This is a genomic window from Streptomyces sp. NPDC088785, from assembly GCF_044750685.1.
Taxonomy (GTDB): Bacteria; Actinomycetota; Actinomycetes; order Streptomycetales; family Streptomycetaceae; genus Streptomyces.
Genome location: NZ_JBIVKH010000012.1, coordinates 151645 through 170228 on the forward strand (window position 1 = coordinate 151645; position 18584 = coordinate 170228).

The 18584-nt window shown below is 74.1% G+C and carries 24 protein-coding genes; 8 read left to right on the forward strand and 16 right to left on the reverse strand.

What is annotated here, in order from left to right; all coding sequences use genetic code 11:
• The first annotated feature begins 40 nt into the window (after window positions 1-40).
• Window positions 41-358, forward strand: coding sequence for a hypothetical protein (locus ACIP5K_RS27590; RefSeq protein ID WP_401413739.1), 318 nt, complete (start codon window positions 41-43; stop codon window positions 356-358).
• A 69-nt stretch (window positions 359-427) separates the two neighbouring features.
• Here ACIP5K_RS27590 and ACIP5K_RS27595 read toward each other — a convergent pair whose 3' ends face one another.
• Window positions 428-1609 carry a cysteine desulfurase-like protein gene (locus ACIP5K_RS27595; RefSeq protein WP_401413890.1) on the reverse strand — a complete coding sequence of 394 codons (1182 nt, stop codon included), beginning with the start codon at window positions 1607-1609 and terminating at the stop codon, window positions 428-430.
• 348 nt (window positions 1610-1957) lie between these two features.
• Between ACIP5K_RS27595 and ACIP5K_RS27600 the strand changes: the two genes are divergently transcribed.
• Complete coding sequence (locus ACIP5K_RS27600) at window positions 1958-2884, forward strand: NAD-dependent protein deacetylase (RefSeq protein ID WP_401413741.1); 927 nt, start codon at window positions 1958-1960, stop codon at window positions 2882-2884.
• Window positions 2885-2916: 32 nt separating this feature from the next.
• Here ACIP5K_RS27600 and ACIP5K_RS27605 read toward each other — a convergent pair whose 3' ends face one another.
• From ACIP5K_RS27605 to ACIP5K_RS27625, 5 genes are all read right to left on the reverse strand, one after another.
• On the reverse strand, window positions 2917-3291 hold the full coding sequence (locus ACIP5K_RS27605) for a VOC family protein (protein WP_401413742.1): 375 nt from the start codon (window positions 3289-3291) through the stop codon (window positions 2917-2919).
• Window positions 3292-3303: 12 nt separating this feature from the next.
• Window positions 3304-3693, reverse strand: coding sequence for an ArsR/SmtB family transcription factor (locus tag ACIP5K_RS27610; protein WP_401413745.1), 390 nt, complete (start codon window positions 3691-3693; stop codon window positions 3304-3306).
• A 196-nt stretch (window positions 3694-3889) separates the two neighbouring features.
• Entirely contained in the window at window positions 3890-4264 is a 375-nt protein-coding gene (locus ACIP5K_RS27615) for a hypothetical protein (protein ID WP_401413747.1), read from the reverse strand.
• A 132-nt stretch (window positions 4265-4396) separates the two neighbouring features.
• A complete protein-coding gene (locus tag ACIP5K_RS27620; protein ID WP_401413748.1) occupies window positions 4397-4780 on the reverse strand; it encodes a PPOX class F420-dependent oxidoreductase in 384 nt (127 codons plus the stop codon).
• Between the two features lie 37 nt (window positions 4781-4817).
• Complete coding sequence (locus ACIP5K_RS27625; protein ID WP_401413749.1) at window positions 4818-5495, reverse strand: hypothetical protein; 678 nt, start codon at window positions 5493-5495, stop codon at window positions 4818-4820.
• A 296-nt stretch (window positions 5496-5791) separates the two neighbouring features.
• Between ACIP5K_RS27625 and ACIP5K_RS27630 the strand changes: the two genes are divergently transcribed.
• Window positions 5792-6634: a prephenate dehydratase gene (locus tag ACIP5K_RS27630; RefSeq protein WP_401413751.1), complete on the forward strand. Its 843-nt coding sequence runs from the start codon at window positions 5792-5794 to the stop codon at window positions 6632-6634.
• A gap of 20 nt (window positions 6635-6654) precedes the next feature.
• Here ACIP5K_RS27630 and ACIP5K_RS27635 read toward each other — a convergent pair whose 3' ends face one another.
• Entirely contained in the window at window positions 6655-7053 is a 399-nt protein-coding gene (locus ACIP5K_RS27635) for a VOC family protein (RefSeq protein ID WP_401413753.1), read from the reverse strand.
• Between the two features lie 92 nt (window positions 7054-7145).
• On the opposite strand from ACIP5K_RS27635, the gene ACIP5K_RS27640 reads away from it, so the two are divergent.
• On the forward strand, window positions 7146-8132 hold the full coding sequence (locus ACIP5K_RS27640; RefSeq protein WP_401413755.1) for a helix-turn-helix transcriptional regulator: 987 nt from the start codon (window positions 7146-7148) through the stop codon (window positions 8130-8132).
• Between the two features lie 81 nt (window positions 8133-8213).
• Here the strand turns inward: ACIP5K_RS27640 and ACIP5K_RS27645 are convergent, their stop codons facing one another.
• Window positions 8214-9995, reverse strand: a complete 1782-nt coding sequence (locus tag ACIP5K_RS27645; protein WP_401413757.1) for a glycoside hydrolase family 3 protein — start codon at window positions 9993-9995, stop codon at window positions 8214-8216.
• 291 nt (window positions 9996-10286) lie between these two features.
• Between ACIP5K_RS27645 and ACIP5K_RS27650 the strand changes: the two genes are divergently transcribed.
• From ACIP5K_RS27650 to ACIP5K_RS27660, 3 genes are all read left to right on the forward strand, one after another.
• Window positions 10287-10832: an ArsR/SmtB family transcription factor gene (locus ACIP5K_RS27650; RefSeq protein WP_401413758.1), complete on the forward strand. Its 546-nt coding sequence runs from the start codon at window positions 10287-10289 to the stop codon at window positions 10830-10832.
• 17 nt (window positions 10833-10849) lie between these two features.
• Window positions 10850-12166 (forward strand): MFS transporter, encoded by a 1317-nt coding sequence (locus ACIP5K_RS27655; RefSeq protein ID WP_401413759.1) that lies wholly within the window; start codon window positions 10850-10852, stop codon window positions 12164-12166.
• Between the two features lie 72 nt (window positions 12167-12238).
• Window positions 12239-12793: a CGNR zinc finger domain-containing protein gene (locus ACIP5K_RS27660; RefSeq protein ID WP_401413761.1), complete on the forward strand. Its 555-nt coding sequence runs from the start codon at window positions 12239-12241 to the stop codon at window positions 12791-12793.
• 5 nt (window positions 12794-12798) lie between these two features.
• Here ACIP5K_RS27660 and ACIP5K_RS27665 read toward each other — a convergent pair whose 3' ends face one another.
• Complete coding sequence (locus tag ACIP5K_RS27665; RefSeq protein WP_401413763.1) at window positions 12799-13311, reverse strand: hypothetical protein; 513 nt, start codon at window positions 13309-13311, stop codon at window positions 12799-12801.
• A gap of 267 nt (window positions 13312-13578) precedes the next feature.
• Here ACIP5K_RS27665 and ACIP5K_RS27670 point away from each other — a divergent pair, with 267 nt between their 5' ends.
• On the forward strand, window positions 13579-14343 hold the full coding sequence (locus tag ACIP5K_RS27670) for a GNAT family N-acetyltransferase (RefSeq protein ID WP_401413891.1): 765 nt from the start codon (window positions 13579-13581) through the stop codon (window positions 14341-14343).
• Window positions 14344-14517: 174 nt separating this feature from the next.
• On the opposite strand, the gene ACIP5K_RS27675 is transcribed toward ACIP5K_RS27670, so the two are convergent.
• The 7 genes from ACIP5K_RS27675 to ACIP5K_RS27705 all read right to left on the reverse strand — a co-directional run bounded on the left by ACIP5K_RS27675 (window position 14518) and on the right by ACIP5K_RS27705 (window position 18344).
• Window positions 14518-14691, reverse strand: a complete 174-nt coding sequence (locus ACIP5K_RS27675; RefSeq protein ID WP_401413765.1) for a hypothetical protein — start codon at window positions 14689-14691, stop codon at window positions 14518-14520.
• A 21-nt stretch (window positions 14692-14712) separates the two neighbouring features.
• Entirely contained in the window at window positions 14713-15054 is a 342-nt protein-coding gene (locus tag ACIP5K_RS27680; RefSeq protein ID WP_401413767.1) for a GNAT family N-acetyltransferase, read from the reverse strand.
• A gap of 49 nt (window positions 15055-15103) precedes the next feature.
• The gene (locus tag ACIP5K_RS27685; RefSeq protein WP_401413769.1) at window positions 15104-16012 is read right to left on the reverse strand and encodes a YihY/virulence factor BrkB family protein; all 909 of its coding nucleotides are present in this window, start codon (window positions 16010-16012) and stop codon (window positions 15104-15106) included.
• Window positions 16002-16583 (reverse strand): hypothetical protein, encoded by a 582-nt coding sequence (locus ACIP5K_RS27690; RefSeq protein ID WP_401413770.1) that lies wholly within the window; start codon window positions 16581-16583, stop codon window positions 16002-16004. The genes ACIP5K_RS27685 and ACIP5K_RS27690 overlap by 11 nt, the downstream gene beginning before the upstream one ends.
• Window positions 16573-17574, reverse strand: a complete 1002-nt coding sequence (locus tag ACIP5K_RS27695; RefSeq protein WP_401413772.1) for a DUF6286 domain-containing protein — start codon at window positions 17572-17574, stop codon at window positions 16573-16575. The genes ACIP5K_RS27690 and ACIP5K_RS27695 overlap by 11 nt, the downstream gene beginning before the upstream one ends.
• Window positions 17571-17756, reverse strand: a complete 186-nt coding sequence (locus ACIP5K_RS27700) for a hypothetical protein (RefSeq protein ID WP_401413898.1) — start codon at window positions 17754-17756, stop codon at window positions 17571-17573. Before ACIP5K_RS27700 ends, ACIP5K_RS27695 begins: the two co-directional genes overlap by 4 nt.
• Before the next feature lie 81 nt (window positions 17757-17837).
• Window positions 17838-18344 (reverse strand): Asp23/Gls24 family envelope stress response protein, encoded by a 507-nt coding sequence (locus ACIP5K_RS27705; protein WP_401413773.1) that lies wholly within the window; start codon window positions 18342-18344, stop codon window positions 17838-17840.
• Window positions 18345-18584 lie beyond the last annotated feature (240 nt).

Here is an 18584-nt window from a genome sequence, read left to right on the forward strand (position 1 = left end):
ACACGGCAGCCGATCCACGGCACAGACAGGAGCACCGCCCATGACGACCTTCGTCATCACGATTCCCGGTACGTTCGTGCGCCCCGCGGACGCCCAGGTGAAAGCACAGGTCGAGCGGCAGCTGCGGGAGGCCGACCCGCACCGCACCGAGCTGGGCCGCGAGGAGGACCTGGACCTGCTCACCGTCAACGACGACAACACGTTCAGCGTGCGTCTCGAAGTGACCGCCGACGCCAGCGCGCAGGCCCGCGCCCGGGCCGGCGACCTGGCCGCGCAGGCGCTGCGCGCGGCGGGCTTCGACGAGGACGCCGCCCCGCTGGGGCCGCCGATCGTCACCGGGATCGACAACCCGGCCTGAGCGGGCGCGGATCCGGCCCGGGCACGTCCCCGGGCGGATCCGGACACCCGGGGTCCGGCGGCACGGGCGTCAGGCGGTGAGTTCCGCGAGCGCCGACAGGAGCCGGTCGACGTCCGTCTCGTCGGTGTACGGCGCGGGCCCCACCCGCACCCCGCCCCGGTCGCCGAGCCCGAGGCGCCGCGCGGCCTCCACGGCGTAGAACGAGCCGGCCGGGGCGGCCACCCCGCGCGCGGCGAGATGCCGCGAGACATCGGCGGGCTCACGGCCCTCGACGGTGAACAGCAGCGTCGCCGTGCGGTGCGCGGCGCGCGCGTACACCGTGATGCCCGGCAGCGCCGCGAGCCCGTCCTCCAGACGGGTGCGCAGCCGGTGCTCATGGGCCTCCAGCGCCGCGAAGGAGGCGACGACGCGCTCCCTGCGGCTGCCTCGCACCGACGGGGCGAGCCCGGCCAGCAGATCCACCGCGGCCCGGGTTCCCGCCAGCAACTCGTAGGGCAGAGTGCCCAGTTCGAAACGTTCCGGCACGGCGTCGCTCGACGGCAGCAGCTTGTCCGGGCGCAGCGACTCCAGCAGCTCGGCCCGGCCCGTGAGGACCCCCAGGTGCGGGCCGAGGAACTTGTAGGGCGAGCAGACCAGGGTGTCCGCGCCGAGCGCCGCCACGTCGACGGCGGCATGGGCCGCGTAGTGCACCGCGTCCACGTGCAGCAGCGCGCCGACGCCGTGCACGAGCGCGGCGACGGCGGGCAGGTCGGGGCGGGTGCCGATCAGGTTCGACGCCGCGGTCACCGCGACCAGCCGGGTCCGCGGCGACAGCTCGGCCTCGATGTGCTCGGGCCGCAGCTCGCCCGACTCCGGGTCGAAGTCGGCCCAGCGGACCTTCGCGCCGACGGCCTCGGCCGCCTGCACCCACGGGCGGATGTTCGAGTCGTGGTCCAGCCGGGTCACCACGACCTCGTCACCGGGCTCCCAGGTCCTGGCCAGCATCCGGGACAGGTCGTAGACGAGCTGGGTGGCGCTGCGGCCGAACACGACCGTCTCCGGCGCGGTGGCCAGCAGGTCGCCGACTGCCGCCCGTGCCTCGACGACGATCCGGTCGGCATTGCGCTCGGCCTCCGTGGCGGTGCCCCGGTTCGCCAGCGGCGCGGTCAGTGCCGCCGCGACGGCCTCCGCCACGGGCTGCGGGGTCTGCGTCCCGCCGGGTGCGTCGAAGCGGGCCGGACCCGATGCCAGAGCGGGTATGCGCGCTCGCAGCGCGGCGACGTCGAAGGGCGCGGCGGACGCGGCGGCGGTGTCGGGGGAGGCGGAGGAGGCGGGGGATGCGGGGGAAGCGGCGGGCACGGACGGCTCCAGGGGACGCGGGCGGACGAGGACAGGGCGGCGGGCGGCCGGCGCGTTCCTCGCCGCGCACGTCGCCCGGCTGGGTCGTACCCCCGGACGCACCCGTGACTCCAGCCACGGCGCGGCGGCGCCGGCCGGCTCCACGCCCGGCACCGAACGTACCCCCCGCCGCCGACCGCTCCCGAGGGGGCCCCGGCCCCTCTCCACCGCCCGCCGGCACCTGGGCGGCCTCTTCCGGCCGGGCTGCGTACGCTGGCAGGCATGCGGATCAGACCTACGCTGAAGTGGGAGCCCACCGGCGATCTGCCCGCGCCCACCACCGACCTGTCGGCCGTCGTCGGCGCCGTGCGGGCCGGTGGCGTCGTGGTGCTGAGCGGTGCGGGCCTCTCCACCGAGTCGGGCATCCCGGACTACCGCGGCGAGCACGGCTCACTGCGCCGGCACACCCCGATGACGTACCAGGACTTCCTCGGCGGGGAGGAGGCCCGGCAGCGCTACTGGGCCCGCAGCCAGCTCGGCTGGCGCGCCATGACCCGGGCCGACCCGAACGCGGGGCACCGGGCGGTCACCGCGCTGACCCGCGCCGGCCTGGTCACCGGCGTCATCACCCAGAACGTCGACGGACTCCAGCAGGCGTCCGGCGCCGAGCACGTCGTCGAACTGCACGGCAGCCTGAGCCGCGTGGTGTGCCTGCGCTGCGGGCGCACCAGCGACCGCGCCGAGCTCGACCGGCGGCTGCGGGCGGCCAATCCGGGGTTCGAGGCGGTCGCCGAGCGGCACCGGGCCGCCCGGGTCAATCCGGACGGAGACGTGGAACTGCCGGAGGCCGCGGTGCGCGAGTTCCGGATCGTGCCGTGCGCGGCCTGCGGCACCGGGGTCCTCAAGCCGGACGTCGTCTTCTTCGGGGAGAACGTCCCGCCCGAGCGCGTGGCGCGCTGCCGGGACCTGGTCGACGGCGCCGCCACGCTGCTGGTGCTGGGCTCGTCCCTGACGGTCATGTCGGGTCTGCGGTTCGTCCGCCGCGCGGCCGACGCGGGCATCCCGGTCCTGATCGTCAACCAGGGCCCGACCCGGGGCGACCGCTGGGCCACGGGCCGGGTCGACCTGCCGCTCGGCGAGGCCCTCACGACCGTCGTGGCCGAGACCGTGGCGCCCGGCCCGGCCGGCCGGGCCCGCGGGTCCGGCTGAGCGGTCCCGGAGCGGTCCCGGAGCGACGCCGCTCAGGCGCCGGGCAGGAAGAGGCAGAACAGGTGTCCGTGCGGGTCGCGCATCACCCGTACGTCCGGCTGGGGCTGATGCTCCTCGACGGTCGCCCCCAGCGCGCGGGCCCGCTCGGTCTCCGCCGCGAGGTCGTCGACCTCGATGTCGAGATGGGCCTGCATCTGCTGGGTGCCGGGGCGCGGCGGCCACACCGGTGGGGTGTGCCCGGTCTCCAGCTGGAAACTGAGTCCGGGGCGTTCGCGTTCCGGTGCGCGCAGCCTGACCCACTCCGGTCGGCGGTCCACCTCGGCCCAGCCCAGCAGGGCACGGTAGAAGTCGGCCAGCGCGGGCGGATCGGGTGTGCCGAGGACAAAGGCACCGAGCGTCGTCGTCATGCCCCCATGCTGTCAGTGGCGGACGTGCGCGGCGGGCTGCTCGGGCTGCTCGGAGTGTTCCGGACGCCCGTGCTGCTCGGAGTCCTGCAGTTCGGCCAGCAACGCGCTCTGGCCGGTGAGGAGTTCGGTGAGGATGCGGCGGGCCGCGCGCAGGAGTTCGGCGACGTCGCCACCGGCGAGGGCGTAGTTGACGGTCGCTCCCTCGCGGGTGGAGACGACGATGCCGGAACGGCGCAGGACGGCGAGTTGCTGCGAGAGGTTCGAGGGTTCGACGTCGATGTCGAGCAGCAGGTCGCGCACCGACACCGGCCCGTTCTGGAGCAGTTCCAGCACACGGATGCGAACCGGGTGCCCGAGCATGCGGAAGAACTCTGCTTTGACCTGATAGAGGGGCGCCTGCACGGGGATCGCTCACTTCCCTGGCTCGGGTGTCGGGGTGCGGGTGGGGAGGACGGGGGCGGCGGCGATGCCCGCCGCCGCGCCCGCCGTGCCGTCCCATCCTTCCCGCCCGGGGCCGCCGGATCCGAGAGTTCGACGGATGCAGAGATGGAGACGTGAAGAATTCTTCAACTGGCGAGCACAGAGAAGGAGTCGGTGCTCAGACCTCCAACTGCTCCTCGACGCGACGGAGGTGATGCCGTGCCATGGCCAGGTTCGACCGGCTCTTGTCGATGACGAGATAGATGAACAGCCCGTTCCCCGTCCGGCCGGAGACGGGGCGAATGAGGTGGTACTGGGTGCCGAGGGTGATGAGGATGTCCTCGATCTCGGCCTTCAGGCCGAGCGCCTCCATGGTGCGCATCTTGGCGCGGATGACATCGGTGTTGCCCGCCGCCGCGACGGTCAGGTCCAGGTCCTTGCCGCCGCCCAGGGTGCCCAGCGCCATACCGCTCGTGTAGTCGACGACGGCGGCCCCCAGCGCACCCTCGACCTCCGTCAGCAGGGTCTTGAGGGACACTTCCACATTGGTCACGGGTTCTCCTCCACGGGATGCGGAGACCGGTTCTCCAGCCCCCGCCCGAACCCTAGAAGGTCGACGGCAACCCGGTATGGCATATGCCTGAAACAGTGCCGGACCGCTCGGGCGGAAACCCGGGCGGAAAGCTCAAAGAGTGATCTCGATACCGATGTTGGGCTTCTTGCGCACGCGGAGGATCTTGAGGAATCCGTTGCCGATCCGCGAGGTGACGTACTTCTTCCCGAGGAGTCGCTGCGCGTCGGCGGTGCCGGCCTCGTCCAGGAGCCGCGCGGTGCCGGGCACGGCGACGGCGTCGGGTGCGGTGCGCCCGCGCACGGTGCAGACGGCCACCGTGACGGCGCTGTTGTTGCGGATCCGCTTGACCTTCCACGAGTCGGCGGGCGTCACCACGAGCACCGTCCCGTCGGCCCGTGGCACCTGCCACACGGGGGTCGCCACCGGAGTGCCGTCCTTGCGGAAGGTGGTCAGGCTGATGTAGGTGGCGCGGCGGATCGCGTCGGTGTCGGACATGCCGGGGAGTCTAACGAGGCGCGCGGCGTGTGCCCGCTCAGTCCGCGGGCCGCACGACGGTGTACGTCACGGACCGCTGCTCCTTGTGGCGCCGGATGCGGCTCTTGGCGACGAGTGCTTCGAGGGTGTTGCGCACCACCTGCGGGGTCGGCGTGCGGTCGGGATACCGGGACAGCAGTTCCTCGCGCAGCTCGGCGGCCGACCGCGGCGCGTCGTGCGCGGCGAGCAGGTCGACGAGCAGATCCCGCAGCAGCGGCCGACGGGGCGCGCCCTTCGCGGCGCTCCGTTTCACGACACCTTTCTTCGTGCCGCTCTTCTCCGCGTCACCCTTCTCCGCGTCACTCTTCTTCGGGTCACCCTTCGCCCGCGTGTTCCCCACCGCCTGCGCGGAGGGTTTCCCGGGTGCCTTCCCGCCGGGTGTCCGCTGGGCGGGTGTCCTGCCGGCGGGTGTTTTCCGGGCGGGTGGAGCCGTGCGGCCCGCAGCCTTCGCACTGTCGCCGGCCTCCTCCCGCGCCCGCTCCGCCGTTCGTGCGGCGGCGTCGAACTCCTCGTAGCGCTCGGCCAGGTCAAGGATGTCCGCCAGCAGGGCCTCCTGCTGCTTGAGGGCCGCGAGCTGGTCCGCGATCTCCTGCTGACGACGGCGGTTGTCCGCCAGGTCCGACGCGGCCTGTTCGGTGTAGCGGGACCGGAGCGTGTCGGCTGATCGGCTGCTCACAACCGGTCACCCCCTCCATGTGGATGCCAGGTGGATGTCGCTGCGCATGCTACCCATGCGGCGAGGCGCCGTGCGGGCGCCCGGAGGCGGAGGCCCGCGCACACGTATCCGGCACGTATCCGGCGACCGGGCGGGTCCGCCGTCCCGCCCCGAGCACACACCGCCCCGCGCGCCACGGGCCCCCGCCCACCCCGGATGCGGCTCCGGGTGCCCGGACCACCGATACTGGTCGGGGCGCGTGTGCGAGCGAGGGGCCGCCGTCCGGGCGACAGAACCACGTGGAAGGGCTTGAACCGGTGACCACCGTCACGTACCAGGGCGAACTCGGATCCAACTCGGCGACCGTGGCGAGCGCCCTGTTCCCGGGCGACACCCAACTGCCCTGCACGAGCTTCGAGCAGGCCCTGGACGCCGTGACGCTCGGCGCCGCCGATGTGGCGGTCATCCCGGTCGACAACTCCGCGGCGGGGCGCGTCGCCGACGTGCACCACCTGCTCCCCGAGTCGGGGTTGTTCATCAACGCCGAGTACTTCCACGCGATCCGCTTCGACCTGATGGGCGTCCCGGGCGCGACGCCGGACCGGGTGGAGTGCGTCCGCAGCCATGTGCACGCCCTCGGCCAGTGCCGCAAGGTGCTGCGGGAGGGCGGCTGGCGCACCCTGGTCTGCGACGACACCGCCGGCGCCGCGCGCGAGGTGGCCGAGCTGGGCGACCCCCGGCACGCGGCGCTCGCCCCGCCCGCCGCGGCGGCGCTGCACGGCCTGGAGGTGCTGCGCGCGGGAGTCGAGGACGACCCGGACAACACGACGCGGTTCGTCGTCCTGTCCCGCGACGCCGCTCCGGCCCCGGCCGTCGGCGAGCCGACCATGACGAGCCTGTTCTTCTGCGTGCGCAACATCCCGAGCGCGCTGTACAAGGCGCTCGGCGGGTTCGCCAGCAGCGGCGTGAACCTCACCAAGATCGAGAGCTACCAGATGGGGGCCGGCCGCAGCGCGAGCCGCTTCTACGTCGAGGTCGAGGGCCACCCGGACGACGAGCGGGTCGCCCTGGCCCTGCACGAGCTGCGCTTCTTCTCCAGCGAGGTGCGCGTCCTGGGCGTCTATGCCGCGCACCCGCACCGCCACCGCGGCGACGTCTGACCGTTACGCCCTGACGCCCGTCAGCGCGCGAACTTCGCGACGGCCGCCGCCGTCACGGGCGTGAAGAAGTTGACGAGGTTGCCGTCGGGGTCGCGGAACAGCAGGGACCGGTTGCCCCACGGCATCGTCGTGGGGCCGGCGACGACCTCGCCGAGGAACCCGCGCAGGTTCTCGTGCACCCGGTCCACGTCGTCGACACGGAACTCCGTGATCACACTGTGGTTCTCCGCCGGACGCGCCGAGCCCGCGGCGAACAGCGCGACCGTGCGGGTGCCGGCGATCGCGAGCGTGCCGCCCGTGGTGCGCAGTTCGGCGAAGTCCTCGGTGGCCCACTCCGCCCGCACCCCCGTGGCCCGCTCGTAGAAGCCGACGAGGCGTGCCACATCGCCGGTGATGATCCGGATCGAGACGAGGTCCATGGGTATCTCCTTGGCCGTACGAGAACGTGTGCGACCGAGGCTAGGAGCAATAGAGGACAGATTCGGTCCGGTATGGCGGCTAGAGTGCGCGCATGTCCCGCCCCGCTGGCCGCGTCCTCACCCTCCTGGAACTGCTGCAATCGGGCGGCACCCGGACCGTCGCCGAACTCGCCGACCGGCTCGGCGTCGACGGACGCACCGTCCGGCGGTACGTGGAGCAGCTGATCGACCTCGACGTGCCGGTGGAATCGGTGCGGGGGCGCTACGGCGGTTACCGCATCGGCCCCGGACACCGGCTGCCGCCGCTCATGCTCGGCGACGACGAGGCGCTGTCGGTGCTGCTCGGTCTGATCGCCGGCCGGCGCGCCGGGCTGACGACGGACGCCACGGCGAACGAGACGGCGGCGGCGAAGATCCGGCGCGTGCTGCCCCGGCCCCTCTCCGCCCGCCTCGACACCCTGCTGGACGCCCTGTCCTTCACCGGCGCGCCCGCCGACACGGACGTGCCCGACGCCGCGATCCTGCTCACCCTCGCCGACGCGGTACGCCACCGCCGCCCGGTGGCGCTCCACCACACCGGCAGGGACGGAAGGCGCGGCGAGCGCACCGTGCACCCGTACGGGGTCGTCGCGCACGCGGGCCGCTGGTACGTCACCGGCGTGGACGCCCGCCTCGGCGAGGACCGGACGTTCCGGCTCGACCGGATCACCGGCGCGCGGGCCCTGCCCGGCGCGTTCGAGGTGCCCGCGGACCTCGACGCCGGGCGGCGGGTGATCGAGGGGTTCGCCACGGCCGCGTACCGCCACGAAGTGACCCTGCGGATCCACGCGACGGCCGAACGGATCCGGGCCCGCCTCCCCGCGAGCGTGGCGACGCTGACGGACGACGGGCCGGCGGCGGACGCGGACCCCGCCGCAGAGCGCTGGTACCGGGTCGAACTGCGCGCGGAGCGGCTCGACTGGCTTCCCCCGGTGCTCGCCGGACTCGACCGGCCGTTCGTCATCGAGCGCCCCGCCGAACTGCGCGCTCTCGTGGCGGCACTCGCCGACCGCCTCACCGCCTCCGCCCGCCGCACCTGACCGCCGCCGGGAGGCCGACCGAACGGGCCGAGCACCCGTCAGCCAGAACGTCAGCACGTCAGCGGCCAGAACGTCAGCGGCCTACAGAGACACCCCGCCGGGGACCCGGGGGCGCCGCTGGAAGCGCAGGCCGTGACCGAGCGGGAACAGCGTCCGCGACGGATCACCGGCCACCGGGACCGACACCGGCAGCCGTCCGCCCGGACCGTGCTCGCCGACCACGACGCCCACCGCACGATCGAGGGCGGTCGCGCCGTTGCCGTACGTCGCCAGGTACACCGGCACCTCGGGGAACCGGTTGATGTCGTAGGGGGTGCGGACGCCGATGACCACCAGCGGGGTCCGGGTCGCCGACAGCGCGCGGACCAGGGCCACCTGCGCGGCGCCCGGATCCCGGGCGTCGCCGCCGACGGTCGGGGCGCTGGTGGCCACGACCACCAGATCGACCGCCCGCGCGTGCCCGACGGCCTCGTCGGTCACCGCCCGGCCGGGCGTCGCGCCGGCGTCCAGGGCCGTGACCGTGTGGCCGCGCGAGCGGAACGAGGCGGCCAGCCGGGACACGGCGGCGGAGTCGGCACCCGTGACGAGGACCGTGCGCCCGCCCGCGCCGATCGGGAGCGCTCCGCCGTCGTTCTTGACCAGCGTGGTGCTGCGGGAGGTGAGCGCGCCCACGTCCCTGCGGAACCCGGCGCGGCCCAGGACCCGTTCGGCGCGGGCCGGGTCGGCCGTCGCGGAGAACAGACCGCGGCTGATCTTGTGGCTCAGGACGCGGATCAGCGACGCGTCGAGCCGCGCCGCGGAGATCCGCCCGGCCCTGACGGCGTCGAGCACCGCCGCGTGCGCCCGCGGCAGGTCGGGGGAGAGCACCAGCAGGTCGACCCCCGCCGCCAGCGCGGTCACCGCGGCCCTGTCCGGCGGGAACTGTCCGCTGGCGCCCCGCATGTCCAGGGCGTCGGTGACGATCAGGCCCCCGAACCCCAGCTCCTCGCGGAGCAGCCCGGTGACGACGGCGTGCGACATGGTGGCGGGCACCCCGCTCGGATCGAGCGAGGGGACGCTGATGTGCGCCGTCATGATCAGATCGACGCCCGCGGCGACGGCCGCGCGGAACGGCGGCAGGTCGATCGCGTCGAGCTGCGCCCGGCTGTGCGTGATGCGCGGCAGCCCCACATGGCTGTCGGTGTCCGTGTCGCCGTGGCCGGGGAAGTGCTTCGCGGTGGCGGCGACACCACCGCGGTGCAGGCCCTCGATCGCGGCGCGCACGAACACCGAGACGGCCTCGGCGGAGGCGCCGAAGGACCGCACCCCGATCACCGGGTTCGCCGGATCGACGTTCACGTCCGCCACCGGGGCGTGGTCGGCGGTGATCCCGCACGCGTCGAGCTCGGCGCCCGTGATCTCGTACGCGCGGCGGGCGTCCGCCGTCGACCAGGTCGCGCCCAGCGCCATGTTGCCCGGCTGCTCGGTCGCCGGCGGGGTGGGCAGCCGGGAGACCGCCCCGCCCTCCTGGTCCACCGAGATGATCAGCGGCAGCCCCGAGGCGTCCCGCGACGCGCGTTGCAGTCCGGCGGAGAGGCGAGCGATCTGGCCCGGCGTGCCCAGGTTGTCGTCGCCGCGCGAGGAGAAGTAGATGACACCGCCGGGCGCGTACTTGCGGACGACCTCGGCGGGGGTGTCCACGCCGTAGCGGCGGCGGTTGAGCGCCGCGGCCGCCCCGCTCACGCCGAAGGCGTCCCGGCCCGCCACCTCGATCACGAAGAGCTGGCCCACCTTCTCCTCCAGCGTCATCCGGCCGGCCAGCGCCCGTGCCGCCTCGCGCACGGAGCGGGACGCGGCGGCCGGAGCGCCCGTCGCGCCCACCATCAGGGCCGAACCGGCGAGACCGGCCAGGGCCCGCCTGCGGGAGGTGGTCCAGGGGAGTGCGGCATGTGTGGCGATGGGAGTGCTCCTTCGGCCGTTTTGCCCGCACCCTACTGACCCGCTCCACCGCCGGACCGGTCCGCCGCGCGGTCATACGTGTGAAGACCCGACGGGTGCGGACGGGGTGTGTCCCGTGACCGGTGCCCCGACGCCGGGACGGGCCGGGGCCGGGGCCGCGGGAAACAGCGGCGCACCCTCTTGCCAAATGGTCAAGAGTCGTTGACCATTGCTCCCATGCCTGCTGATGACCTTCCCGAGACGTTCCACGTCACCACGGACGAACAACTGCGCGCCGTCTCCAATCTGACGCGTCACCGGATCATGGCCGTCCTCCGCTTCGAGCCCGCGACGATCACGCAGATCGCCGCGCGCGTCGGCCTGGCGAAGGGAAGTTCGAGCTACCACGTGCGGCTCCTCGAACGCGCCGGCCTGGTCGAGGTCGTACGGACGCGGAAGGTCCGCGGCGTCACCGAGCGGTACTACGCGATGACCGCACGGACGATCGAGCTGCCGGACCCGGGCGAGGGCGCCCCGGACCTGCTGATGCGGCACGCGGTCGCGGACCTGGAGGCGTCGCCCGCCGACGGCGCCCGGCAGGTCGGGATGGCGCATCTGCGGCTCACCGACGAGCAGTTCGCCGAGTTGGGCGCGCGGCTGGAGGCCCTGGCGGACGAGTACCGGAAGCTGTCCGACCCGGCACTGCCCGACACGTCTCTCGTCTTCGCCCTGTTCCACCCGGCGACGAGCGGGCCGACCGTTGCCGGGGAGGCTGCCGAGTGAGACCGGACAGGGGGAGGTTGCCGGCCGGCTTCGGACGGCTGTGGACCGCGCAGACGGTGTCCTCGCTCGGCGACGGAGTGACCCTCGCCGCGCTGCCGCTGCTCGCACTGACACTCACCCGGGACCCGATGGCACTCGCCGTCGTCACGGCTGCGGGGACCCTGCCGTGGCTGCTCTTCGGCGTCATCGGCGGTGCGCTGGTGGACCGTTGGGACCGCCGCCGCGTGATGGGGGCCGCGGACGCGGCCCGCGCGGCGCTGCTCGCGCTCCCCGCGGCGGCGGCCGCGCTCGACGTGCTGAGCGTGCCGCTGCTCGCGGCCGTCGCCTTCCTGCTCGGCCTCGGCGGACTCTTCTTCGACACGGCCGCCACCGCCTACCTGCCGGATCTGCTCCGCCGCGACTCCGCCCTCCTGGAGACCGCCAACTCCCGTCTGCGCGGCGCCCAGACCGCCATGTCCGGCTTCGCGGGGCCACCCGCGGGCAGTGCGCTGCTCGCGCTCGGCCGGGCGGTGCCGCTGCTCGCCGACGCGGTGTCCTTCCTGCTCTCCGCGCTGCTCGTCCGCACGCTGCCCGCCGTGCCCCGGCCCGCGCCGCAGGTCCACGAGCCGCTGCTGCGGCAGGCCCGGGCCGGAGCCTCGTACGTCTTCCGGGACCGGGTGCTGCTCGGCCTCGCGCTCCGCCCGGCCGTCGGGAACGTCGCCTTCCTCGCCGTGGAGACCGTCCTCGCCCTCTTCGCGCACGAACGCCTCGGCGTCGGCGCCTACGGCTTCGGCCTGCTCCTCACGGCCGAGGCCACCGGCGGCCTGCTCGGCTCCGCCCTCGCCTCCCCGCTCGGCCGGAGCCTCGGCACCGGCACCGCGCTGACCTGCACGGCAGCGGTCGAGGGGCTCGCCATCCTGGGCCTCGCCGCCACCCCGAACCCGTACCTGGCCGCACTGGCCCTCGCCGTCTGCGGGGCCGGCATGGGCGCCACGATGGTGCTCGCGCCCTCGCTCCGGCAGGCGATCGTCCCGCCGCACCTCATGGGCCGGGTCGCCTCCACCTCCCGCATGCTGGCCATGTGCGCGGCCCCCGTCGGCGCCTTCGTCGGCGGCTGGCTCGCCACCGCCTACGACCTGCGTACTCCGCTGTACGCCGCCGCCGGCCTCCTCCTGGCGATGACCGCCGTCACCGCATCGATGACCAGCGACCGCCGGGTCGGGGCGGCACTGAGCGCGGCGGCCCGTGCCTCGGATCCGGAGCAGGCGGAGCTGCCGGAACAGCCGGATCCGCAAGGGCGTTCGGGAGTCGAGGACCGTCCCCCGGAGAGCGCCGCCGACGTGCTCCGGCCCTGACGTCGGGCGGGCGCGGGGCCGCCCCCGCGGGGAAGGCTTGTGCTCCGCGGGGTCACCGCTCAGGATGGTGACGTGCTCCATGCCTTCCCTTGCGGGACGCTCCCGCTCGACTTCGTCGGCACACTGCGCGCGCGGCGCGACGACCCGCCGAGGGAGCGGCTCACCGGGCCCGCGCGGCTCGACGCCTGGTTCGTGGAGTCCGGCCTGCTCGATCTGGCTCCGGGCGCGGGCGAGGTGGATCTCGGCCTGGCGCTCGATCTGCGGGAGGCGATCTATTCCCTGGTCGCCGCCCGGCTGCACGACGGACCGCCGCCCCCGGACGCGGTCGCCGAGCTGAACCTGCACGCGTCGGGCAGGCCGGTGACGCTGCGGCTCGGCCCCGACGGCGCGACCCGCACGGGCTCGGTCGCCCAGGGGCTCGCGACGCTCGCCAGGCAGAGCGTGGAGATCGTCGGCGGCGCGGACGGAGCGCTGCTCCGCGAGTGCGCCCGGCCCGGGTGCACACAGGTCTATCTCGACCGTTCGCGCGGCCACCGGCGGGACTGGTGCGCCATGCGAACCTGCGGCAACCGCGTCAAGGCGGCCGCCTATCGGGCCCGCAGGAACAGCGGCGCGGGCATCTCGTGACGGGCTCAAAGGGCACTGTTCGACTCGGGGAACGTGTACATCACCGACCGCTGCTGCTTGTGGCGCTGGATCCGGCCCTTGGCCACCAGCGACTCCAGGGTGTTCCGCACCACTTGGGGCGTGGGGGAGCGGTCGGGGTGCTTCGCCAGCAGTTCGTTCCGCAACTCCGCGGCCAGGCGGGGCTCTTCACAGGTGGCGAGCAGCTCCGTCAGCAGGTCCCTGAGCAACGGCTGGGCCGGCTTCTTCTCCTCGGCGGAGGTCCGGCGATGCGCGGGAGCGGACTGCCACTCGGGCGGGGCGGGGGGTGCCGTCGGGTCGATCTGCGCGAGCCGGGGCCTCGCCTCCTCTCCCTCGTACCGCTCGGCGAGACGCATGATGTCGACCAGGAGGGCCTCCTCCTGCCGCAACATCTTGATCTTCTCGGCCAGTTCCCGCTGCCTGCGACGGTTGTCTTTCAGATCCGACGCGGCCTGCGTGACGTACCGCGATCGGAGCGTGTCGGCTGAAGTGCTGGTCACAACCGTTCACTTCCTCAGTAGATGGGGGACGCTGCGCATGGTACTCACGCGCCTGCGCCCGTGCCGAGGAGTGCGGCACGCCCCGCTCCGCGGGTGGACACCGGCCGGTGCGGCGGCGTCACCGCCCTGCCGGGTGACCTCACGCGTGGCAGGCAACTCCGCAGCGGAACACCCGCCTGCGGGCGCCGCGGCGGCGTGCTGGAACGGATCTCTATGAACGCCCCGGAGGAACATCCGGCGACCGGCCAGGACCGGCTCTCGCTCGCGATGGAGCGCAACCTCGCCGAGCACGCCTGCCACCTGCACCGGAAGCTGACCGGCGCGTCCGTCACCGAGACCGGCGACCTGCTGATCGCCGACAGCGGTCTCGCCGACGACACCTTCAACGTCGTCGCGGCGGCCCGTTTAACCCCGGACACCGCCGCGGCGCGGGTCGCGGACACGGTCCGGACCCTGACCGGCACCGGCCGCCCCTTCTCCTGGTGGGTGGGCCCCGCCTCCACGCCGGGCGATCTCGCCGAGCACCTGGCGGCCGAGGGCCTGGAGGCGTCGGAGAGCGAGACGGGCATGCGGAAGGAACTGCGGGGTCCCCTCCCCGAGATCCGCGCGGAGGGCCTGGACATCCGCCCGGCGACCACCCCGGAGCAGCTCGCCGACTACGCCCGGGTCCTCGCCGCGAACTGGGAGCCGCCGGCCGCCACGGTGCGCCGGTTCTTCGCCGCCGCCACCGGCCCGGCGCTCGCGGCCGACTGCCGCGCCCGCTACCTGGTCGGCTACGTCGACGGCCGACCCGTGAGCACGGCGGAGGTCTACCTGCACGCGGGTGTCGCCGGGATCTACAACATCGCCACCCGCGCCGCCGACCGCCGCCGTGGTCATGGCGGCGCCATCACCTCGGCCGCCCTACACCTCGCGCGCGCCGCGGGCTACGGGACGGCGGTGCTCCAGGCGTCCGCCGAGGGAGAACCCGTCTACCGCCGCCTCGGATTCACGGTCTGCGGCCACTTCACCGAGTACGCCATCGGGCCATGACCCGGAACGGCGCGGGCGGCACCGGCGCCGTGGCCGCCGTGCCGCACAGGAGGCGAGGCCCGCCGTCCCCGAGCGGAGCACATCGCCGCCCGCGGCGAGAGAGGGCCTCCGACACCGCGGCCCCGCATTCCAGGGCGGGACGTTCCCGCGCGTGCCGTGCGTCGCGCGCGCGGTTCACCGCACGTCCGGCTCCCGCACGGGGATCTCCCGGGCGTGGAGATGCCCCTCCGCCTCGTACGCCGTACGGGGCGGCAGAACGCTCTCCAGGGCGAAGCCCGTCTTCTCCGCGATCCGGCAGGAAGCGGGGTTCGCGGCGTTGTGGAGCAGTTCCAGACGGCTGAGTCCCACCCCCGCGGAGGCGTCGAAGGCTCAGGCGGTCAGCAGGTCCACGGCGCGGGACGCGACACCGCGGCCCCGTGCCGGAGCGCCCGTCCAGTAGCCGACCTCCCCCGCCGCCCTGCCCGCGGGCCGCTTGAGGACGACGTGCCCCGCGACCCGCCCGGTGACCAGGACGGCGAAACCGAGGCGCTCCCCGGACTCCCAGCCCGCCTCCTGCACCGCGATCCAGCGCACCGCGTCCTGCGGCCCGGCCACGCGGTGCGACGTCCAGCGGCGCACTTCCGCGTCATCGGCCAGTGCCGCCAGCACACCGGCGTCGCCGCGCTCCCACGGCCGCAACATCAGATCGGTCGAGCCCAGCACCACAGACATCCGTCCCCACCCGTACCTTTCACGCCCCCGGCCCGCCGTCCCCGGCACCCTAGTCGGCGGCCTGCCGCTCCTGTGCGGTGAGTTCGGCAGTGAACTGGGCGCCCGAGAGCAGTGCCAGGTTCGACAGCCACAGCCAGATCAGGAAGACCACGGCACCGGCGAGGGACCCGTACAGCTTGCTGTAGGTGCTCAGCGCCGACGCGTACAGGGCGAACCCGGCGGAGACGACGAGCCACAGGACGGACGCCAGGATGCCGCCGGGAATGCTGTGGTCGCGCGTGCGCGCCGGCACCGGACCGGTGTGGAAGACGATGATGACCAGCAGCGCGACCACGCCCATCAGCAGCGGCCAGCGCAGCAGACTCCACGCCCACGCGGCCTCGGTGCCGAACCCGAACGAACGGCCGAGGTCCTCGGCGACCGGACCGGTCAGCAGCAGGACGAGCGAACTGAGGACGAGCAGTCCCAGCAGGGCCAGGGCGGTGATCAGGAGGCGGTGCGCCTTGTGCCACGGCGAGCGGTGGTCCGCCACCCGGTGCATGCGGTGCAGGGCCCGACGGAACACCGCGAGATAGCTCGACGCCGACCACAGCCCGCTCGCCGTCCCGCCGATCAGCAGGGTCCACGCGGCCGTGCCGCCCTGCAACGTCCGCGACAGCACGTCGTGGAGCTGGGTGCCCGACTGCGCGGGCGCGTAGGCGGTGACGTGGGCGACGAACGCCTCCGCCGTGCCCGGACTGATCAGGCTGAAGCCGATGGCGGTGACCAGCAGCGAGGGCAGCACGGCGAGGATCGCGTAATAGGTGAGGGCGGCCGCGTAGTCCGACACGTCGTCGCGCCACATGGAGAGCGGGGTGCGCCGCAGGGCGGTCTGCCACTCCGGGGGAATCCGGGCACCCCGCCATCTCGCGGCGAGCGAACGCGGACGGCCGGCGGGGGCGTGTGGTTCAGCGGACATGAGGCCTTCGATGGGAGCGGCTGGAGAACCGGATGTGCATGCGCAAACGGTACGGGCTGAGCACCGCCTCCGTGTTCCGCGCGAGTCCGGTGAGGGCGGGCAGCACGGCGTGCGGAGGGGTGTCCTCTCCTAGCCTTACCCGTAGGACGACTTCCAGCCGTTGCCGACGCACTCTGGTGCGCGCCCGGCAGTGCGCGACCCCGTCGACGGCGGCCGCCCGGCCGGCGAGGGAGTCTTCGAGGGCCCGGGTCCGCAGCGCACTGTGCGGGGCGGGCAGCGGCACCAGCCGGTGGAATCCGCTGCGCAGCTGGCGCACGCTCACGCAGGCGAGGACCAGCGTCGCGACGATCGACCCCGCCATGACCGCCGGCGCCCACCACCCGTGCTCGCGCAGGTCGGGGAGCAGGTCGGCCGCCACGAGCGAGGAGTGCGGACCCGGCAGGGGCCACCGCTCCGGCAGGTCGCGGACCCACGAGGTCTCGCCCGCCACCAGCCAGAAGGCCGCCGCGAGCAGCGCCGCGCCGACTGCGGCGAGCGTGATCCGGTTCAGGGCCGTACGACTACGAAGCATCGGCGCCGCCTCCGTCGACTCGGGCGTCGGGATCCCGGACCAGCGCTTTCCTCGGTCCGGCGGGGGTGTGCGCCGGGGGAGCGGCGGGTGCGGGCTCCCAGGAGACGTCCGGGCGCACCCGGATCCGCGGCCTGGGCGGTCGCCGCAGGTCGCAGGAGTCGAGGACGCCCCGCGTCGCCTCGCGCACCCCGTCCCGCGCCGTCTTCCGGTCCCCGAAGGACAGCAGGGCGCGGACGGTGGCCCGGCGGCGCCCGACCCGTACGCGTACCGGTCCGATCCCCGGCACGTCACCGACCGCGTCCCGGACGAGGAGGGCGACCGACGCGCGGTCCACCGCCGCCCGCACGCGTCGGTCCGCCGACGACACGGTCAGCAGCCGCCGGCGGCCCGGGGTGACCGCCAGGAAGATCATCAGGATGCCGAGCGCGGCCAGCACCCCGGCCCCGGCGCGCACGAACGGGTCGGCGGAGCCGTGGCCGGTCAGCCAGTGCACGGTCTCCGTGCGCCACAGCGCGGCGGGACGGTCCGCGAGATGCACCAGGACCAGGTCGAGGGCCAGGGCGCCGCAGAGCACGGCCCCGATCAGCGTGAGCAGGCCCGTCGGCAGCCTGCGGGACGACCACCAGCGCAGCGGGGTCCGCCCGGCGGGCGGCGGCTCGGCCGGGGCCGGCGCGTGCCACCCCGGCCGCGGGGGCAGCAGGGCGGTCACGCCGACGCGCGGCGCGTCGACGTGCAGACCCGTCAACTCCCGGGTGCGGTCCGACACATGGGACTGCATCTGCCGGACCGTGTCCGACAGCGACTCCTGGCACGGCAGCGAGACCTCCAGCGCGACGTCCGCGCGCCGCCCGCGCACGGTCGCGGAACCCTTCGCCCCGTCCCTGACGGGCCGGGCCCCGACCGGCGCGGCCTCGACGGCGGCCCGCTCGGCGATCTTGCGCACCGCCCGTTCGGACACGACCGTCGTGCCGCGCCGCGCGGCGGCGGTCATCGACGGCTCCGCTCATAGGCGTCGCGCAGGTCCTGGAGACGGCCACCGCGGTCGGACCAGTGGCCCACCCACGCTCCCAGACCGCCCAGGGCGGCCACGAGCAGGAACGCTCCGAAGCCTCCGAAATATCCTGCGAAGGCCAGTGCCATGCCGACGATCACTCCGATGAACGTCCTGCTCACTGCCACTTTCTCCCCTTCCGCCGACGTCTTCGCGCGTCGGTCACCGAACCGCCGACCGCTGTGCTGCGCACCGCGGAGGGGTCACTCCACGCGGGACTCCGCGGCCGGTGCCTCGGTGTCGTCCTCGGGCAGGTGCACGTCGTTGACCGTCACGTTCACCTCGACGACCTCCAGGCCGGTGACGCGCTCCACCGCCGAGACGACGTTCTCGCGCACGTCGCGCGCCACGTCCATGATCGGGACGCCGTACTCCACCACGAGGTCCAGGTCGATGGCGGTCTGCTTCTCGCCGACCTCGACCTTCACTCCGCGGCCCACGTTCGGCCGGCCGCCCGGCACGCGGTCGCGCACCGCGCCGATGGTGCGGGACAGGCCGCCGCCCATGGCGTGCACCCCGGGGATCTCCCGCGCCGCGATGCCCGCCACCTTCACGACGACGACATCCGCGATGGAGGTCCTGCCCCGGTTCGCGGCGGGCTGGTCGGCCCCGGTGACTCCACCGGAGACCGCGGTCGTGCGCACCGACGGGCCCGTGCGCACCGCCGGGGCGTCCGTGCCGGTCGGAACGGTCTGCGTGCTCGTGGTCATGAGGAGACCCTCTTCCTGTAGCGGGCTGTGGTGATCTGTGACAGGTGACTGGCTGTTCTGTCGCGCTCACTGGGACAGACCCGCCCCGGCCGCATCTGTGACGCGGTGGAACGAAGAATCTTTCTCCGCCGCGCCCGGAGCGGGACCGGCGCCCGGTGGGCACCCGGTCAGAGAACGCCGCGTCTCAGAACGCCGCGTCACAGAACGCCGCCGGGTGTGTCCAACCAGCAGGACGAGACG

What these genes read in the sequence shown, in the direction of transcription:
- ACIP5K_RS27590 (WP_401413739.1), top strand. Translation starts at nt 41, where the DNA reads ATGACGACCTTCGTCATCACGATTCCCGGTACGTTCGTGCGCCCCGCG.
- ACIP5K_RS27600 (WP_401413741.1), top strand. Translation starts at nt 1,958, where the DNA reads ATGCGGATCAGACCTACGCTGAAGTGGGAGCCCACCGGCGATCTGCCC.
- ACIP5K_RS27605 (WP_401413742.1), bottom strand. Translation starts at nt 3,291, where the DNA reads ATGACGACGACGCTCGGTGCCTTTGTCCTCGGCACACCCGATCCGCCC.
- ACIP5K_RS27620 (WP_401413748.1), bottom strand. Translation starts at nt 4,780, where the DNA reads ATGTCCGACACCGACGCGATCCGCCGCGCCACCTACATCAGCCTGACC.
- ACIP5K_RS27635 (WP_401413753.1), bottom strand. Translation starts at nt 7,053, where the DNA reads ATGGACCTCGTCTCGATCCGGATCATCACCGGCGATGTGGCACGCCTC.
- ACIP5K_RS27640 (WP_401413755.1), top strand. Translation starts at nt 7,146, where the DNA reads ATGTCCCGCCCCGCTGGCCGCGTCCTCACCCTCCTGGAACTGCTGCAA.
- ACIP5K_RS27645 (WP_401413757.1), bottom strand. Translation starts at nt 9,995, where the DNA reads ATGGTGGGCGCGACGGGCGCTCCGGCCGCCGCGTCCCGCTCCGTGCGC.
- ACIP5K_RS27650 (WP_401413758.1), top strand. Translation starts at nt 10,287, where the DNA reads ATGCCTGCTGATGACCTTCCCGAGACGTTCCACGTCACCACGGACGAA.
- ACIP5K_RS27670 (WP_401413891.1), top strand. Translation starts at nt 13,579, where the DNA reads ATGGAGCGCAACCTCGCCGAGCACGCCTGCCACCTGCACCGGAAGCTG.
- ACIP5K_RS27680 (WP_401413767.1), bottom strand. Translation starts at nt 15,054, where the DNA reads ATGTCTGTGGTGCTGGGCTCGACCGATCTGATGTTGCGGCCGTGGGAG.
- ACIP5K_RS27685 (WP_401413769.1), bottom strand. Translation starts at nt 16,012, where the DNA reads ATGTCCGCTGAACCACACGCCCCCGCCGGCCGTCCGCGTTCGCTCGCC.
- ACIP5K_RS27690 (WP_401413770.1), bottom strand. Translation starts at nt 16,583, where the DNA reads ATGCTTCGTAGTCGTACGGCCCTGAACCGGATCACGCTCGCCGCAGTC.
- ACIP5K_RS27695 (WP_401413772.1), bottom strand. Translation starts at nt 17,574, where the DNA reads ATGACCGCCGCCGCGCGGCGCGGCACGACGGTCGTGTCCGAACGGGCG.
- ACIP5K_RS27705 (WP_401413773.1), bottom strand. Translation starts at nt 18,344, where the DNA reads ATGACCACGAGCACGCAGACCGTTCCGACCGGCACGGACGCCCCGGCG.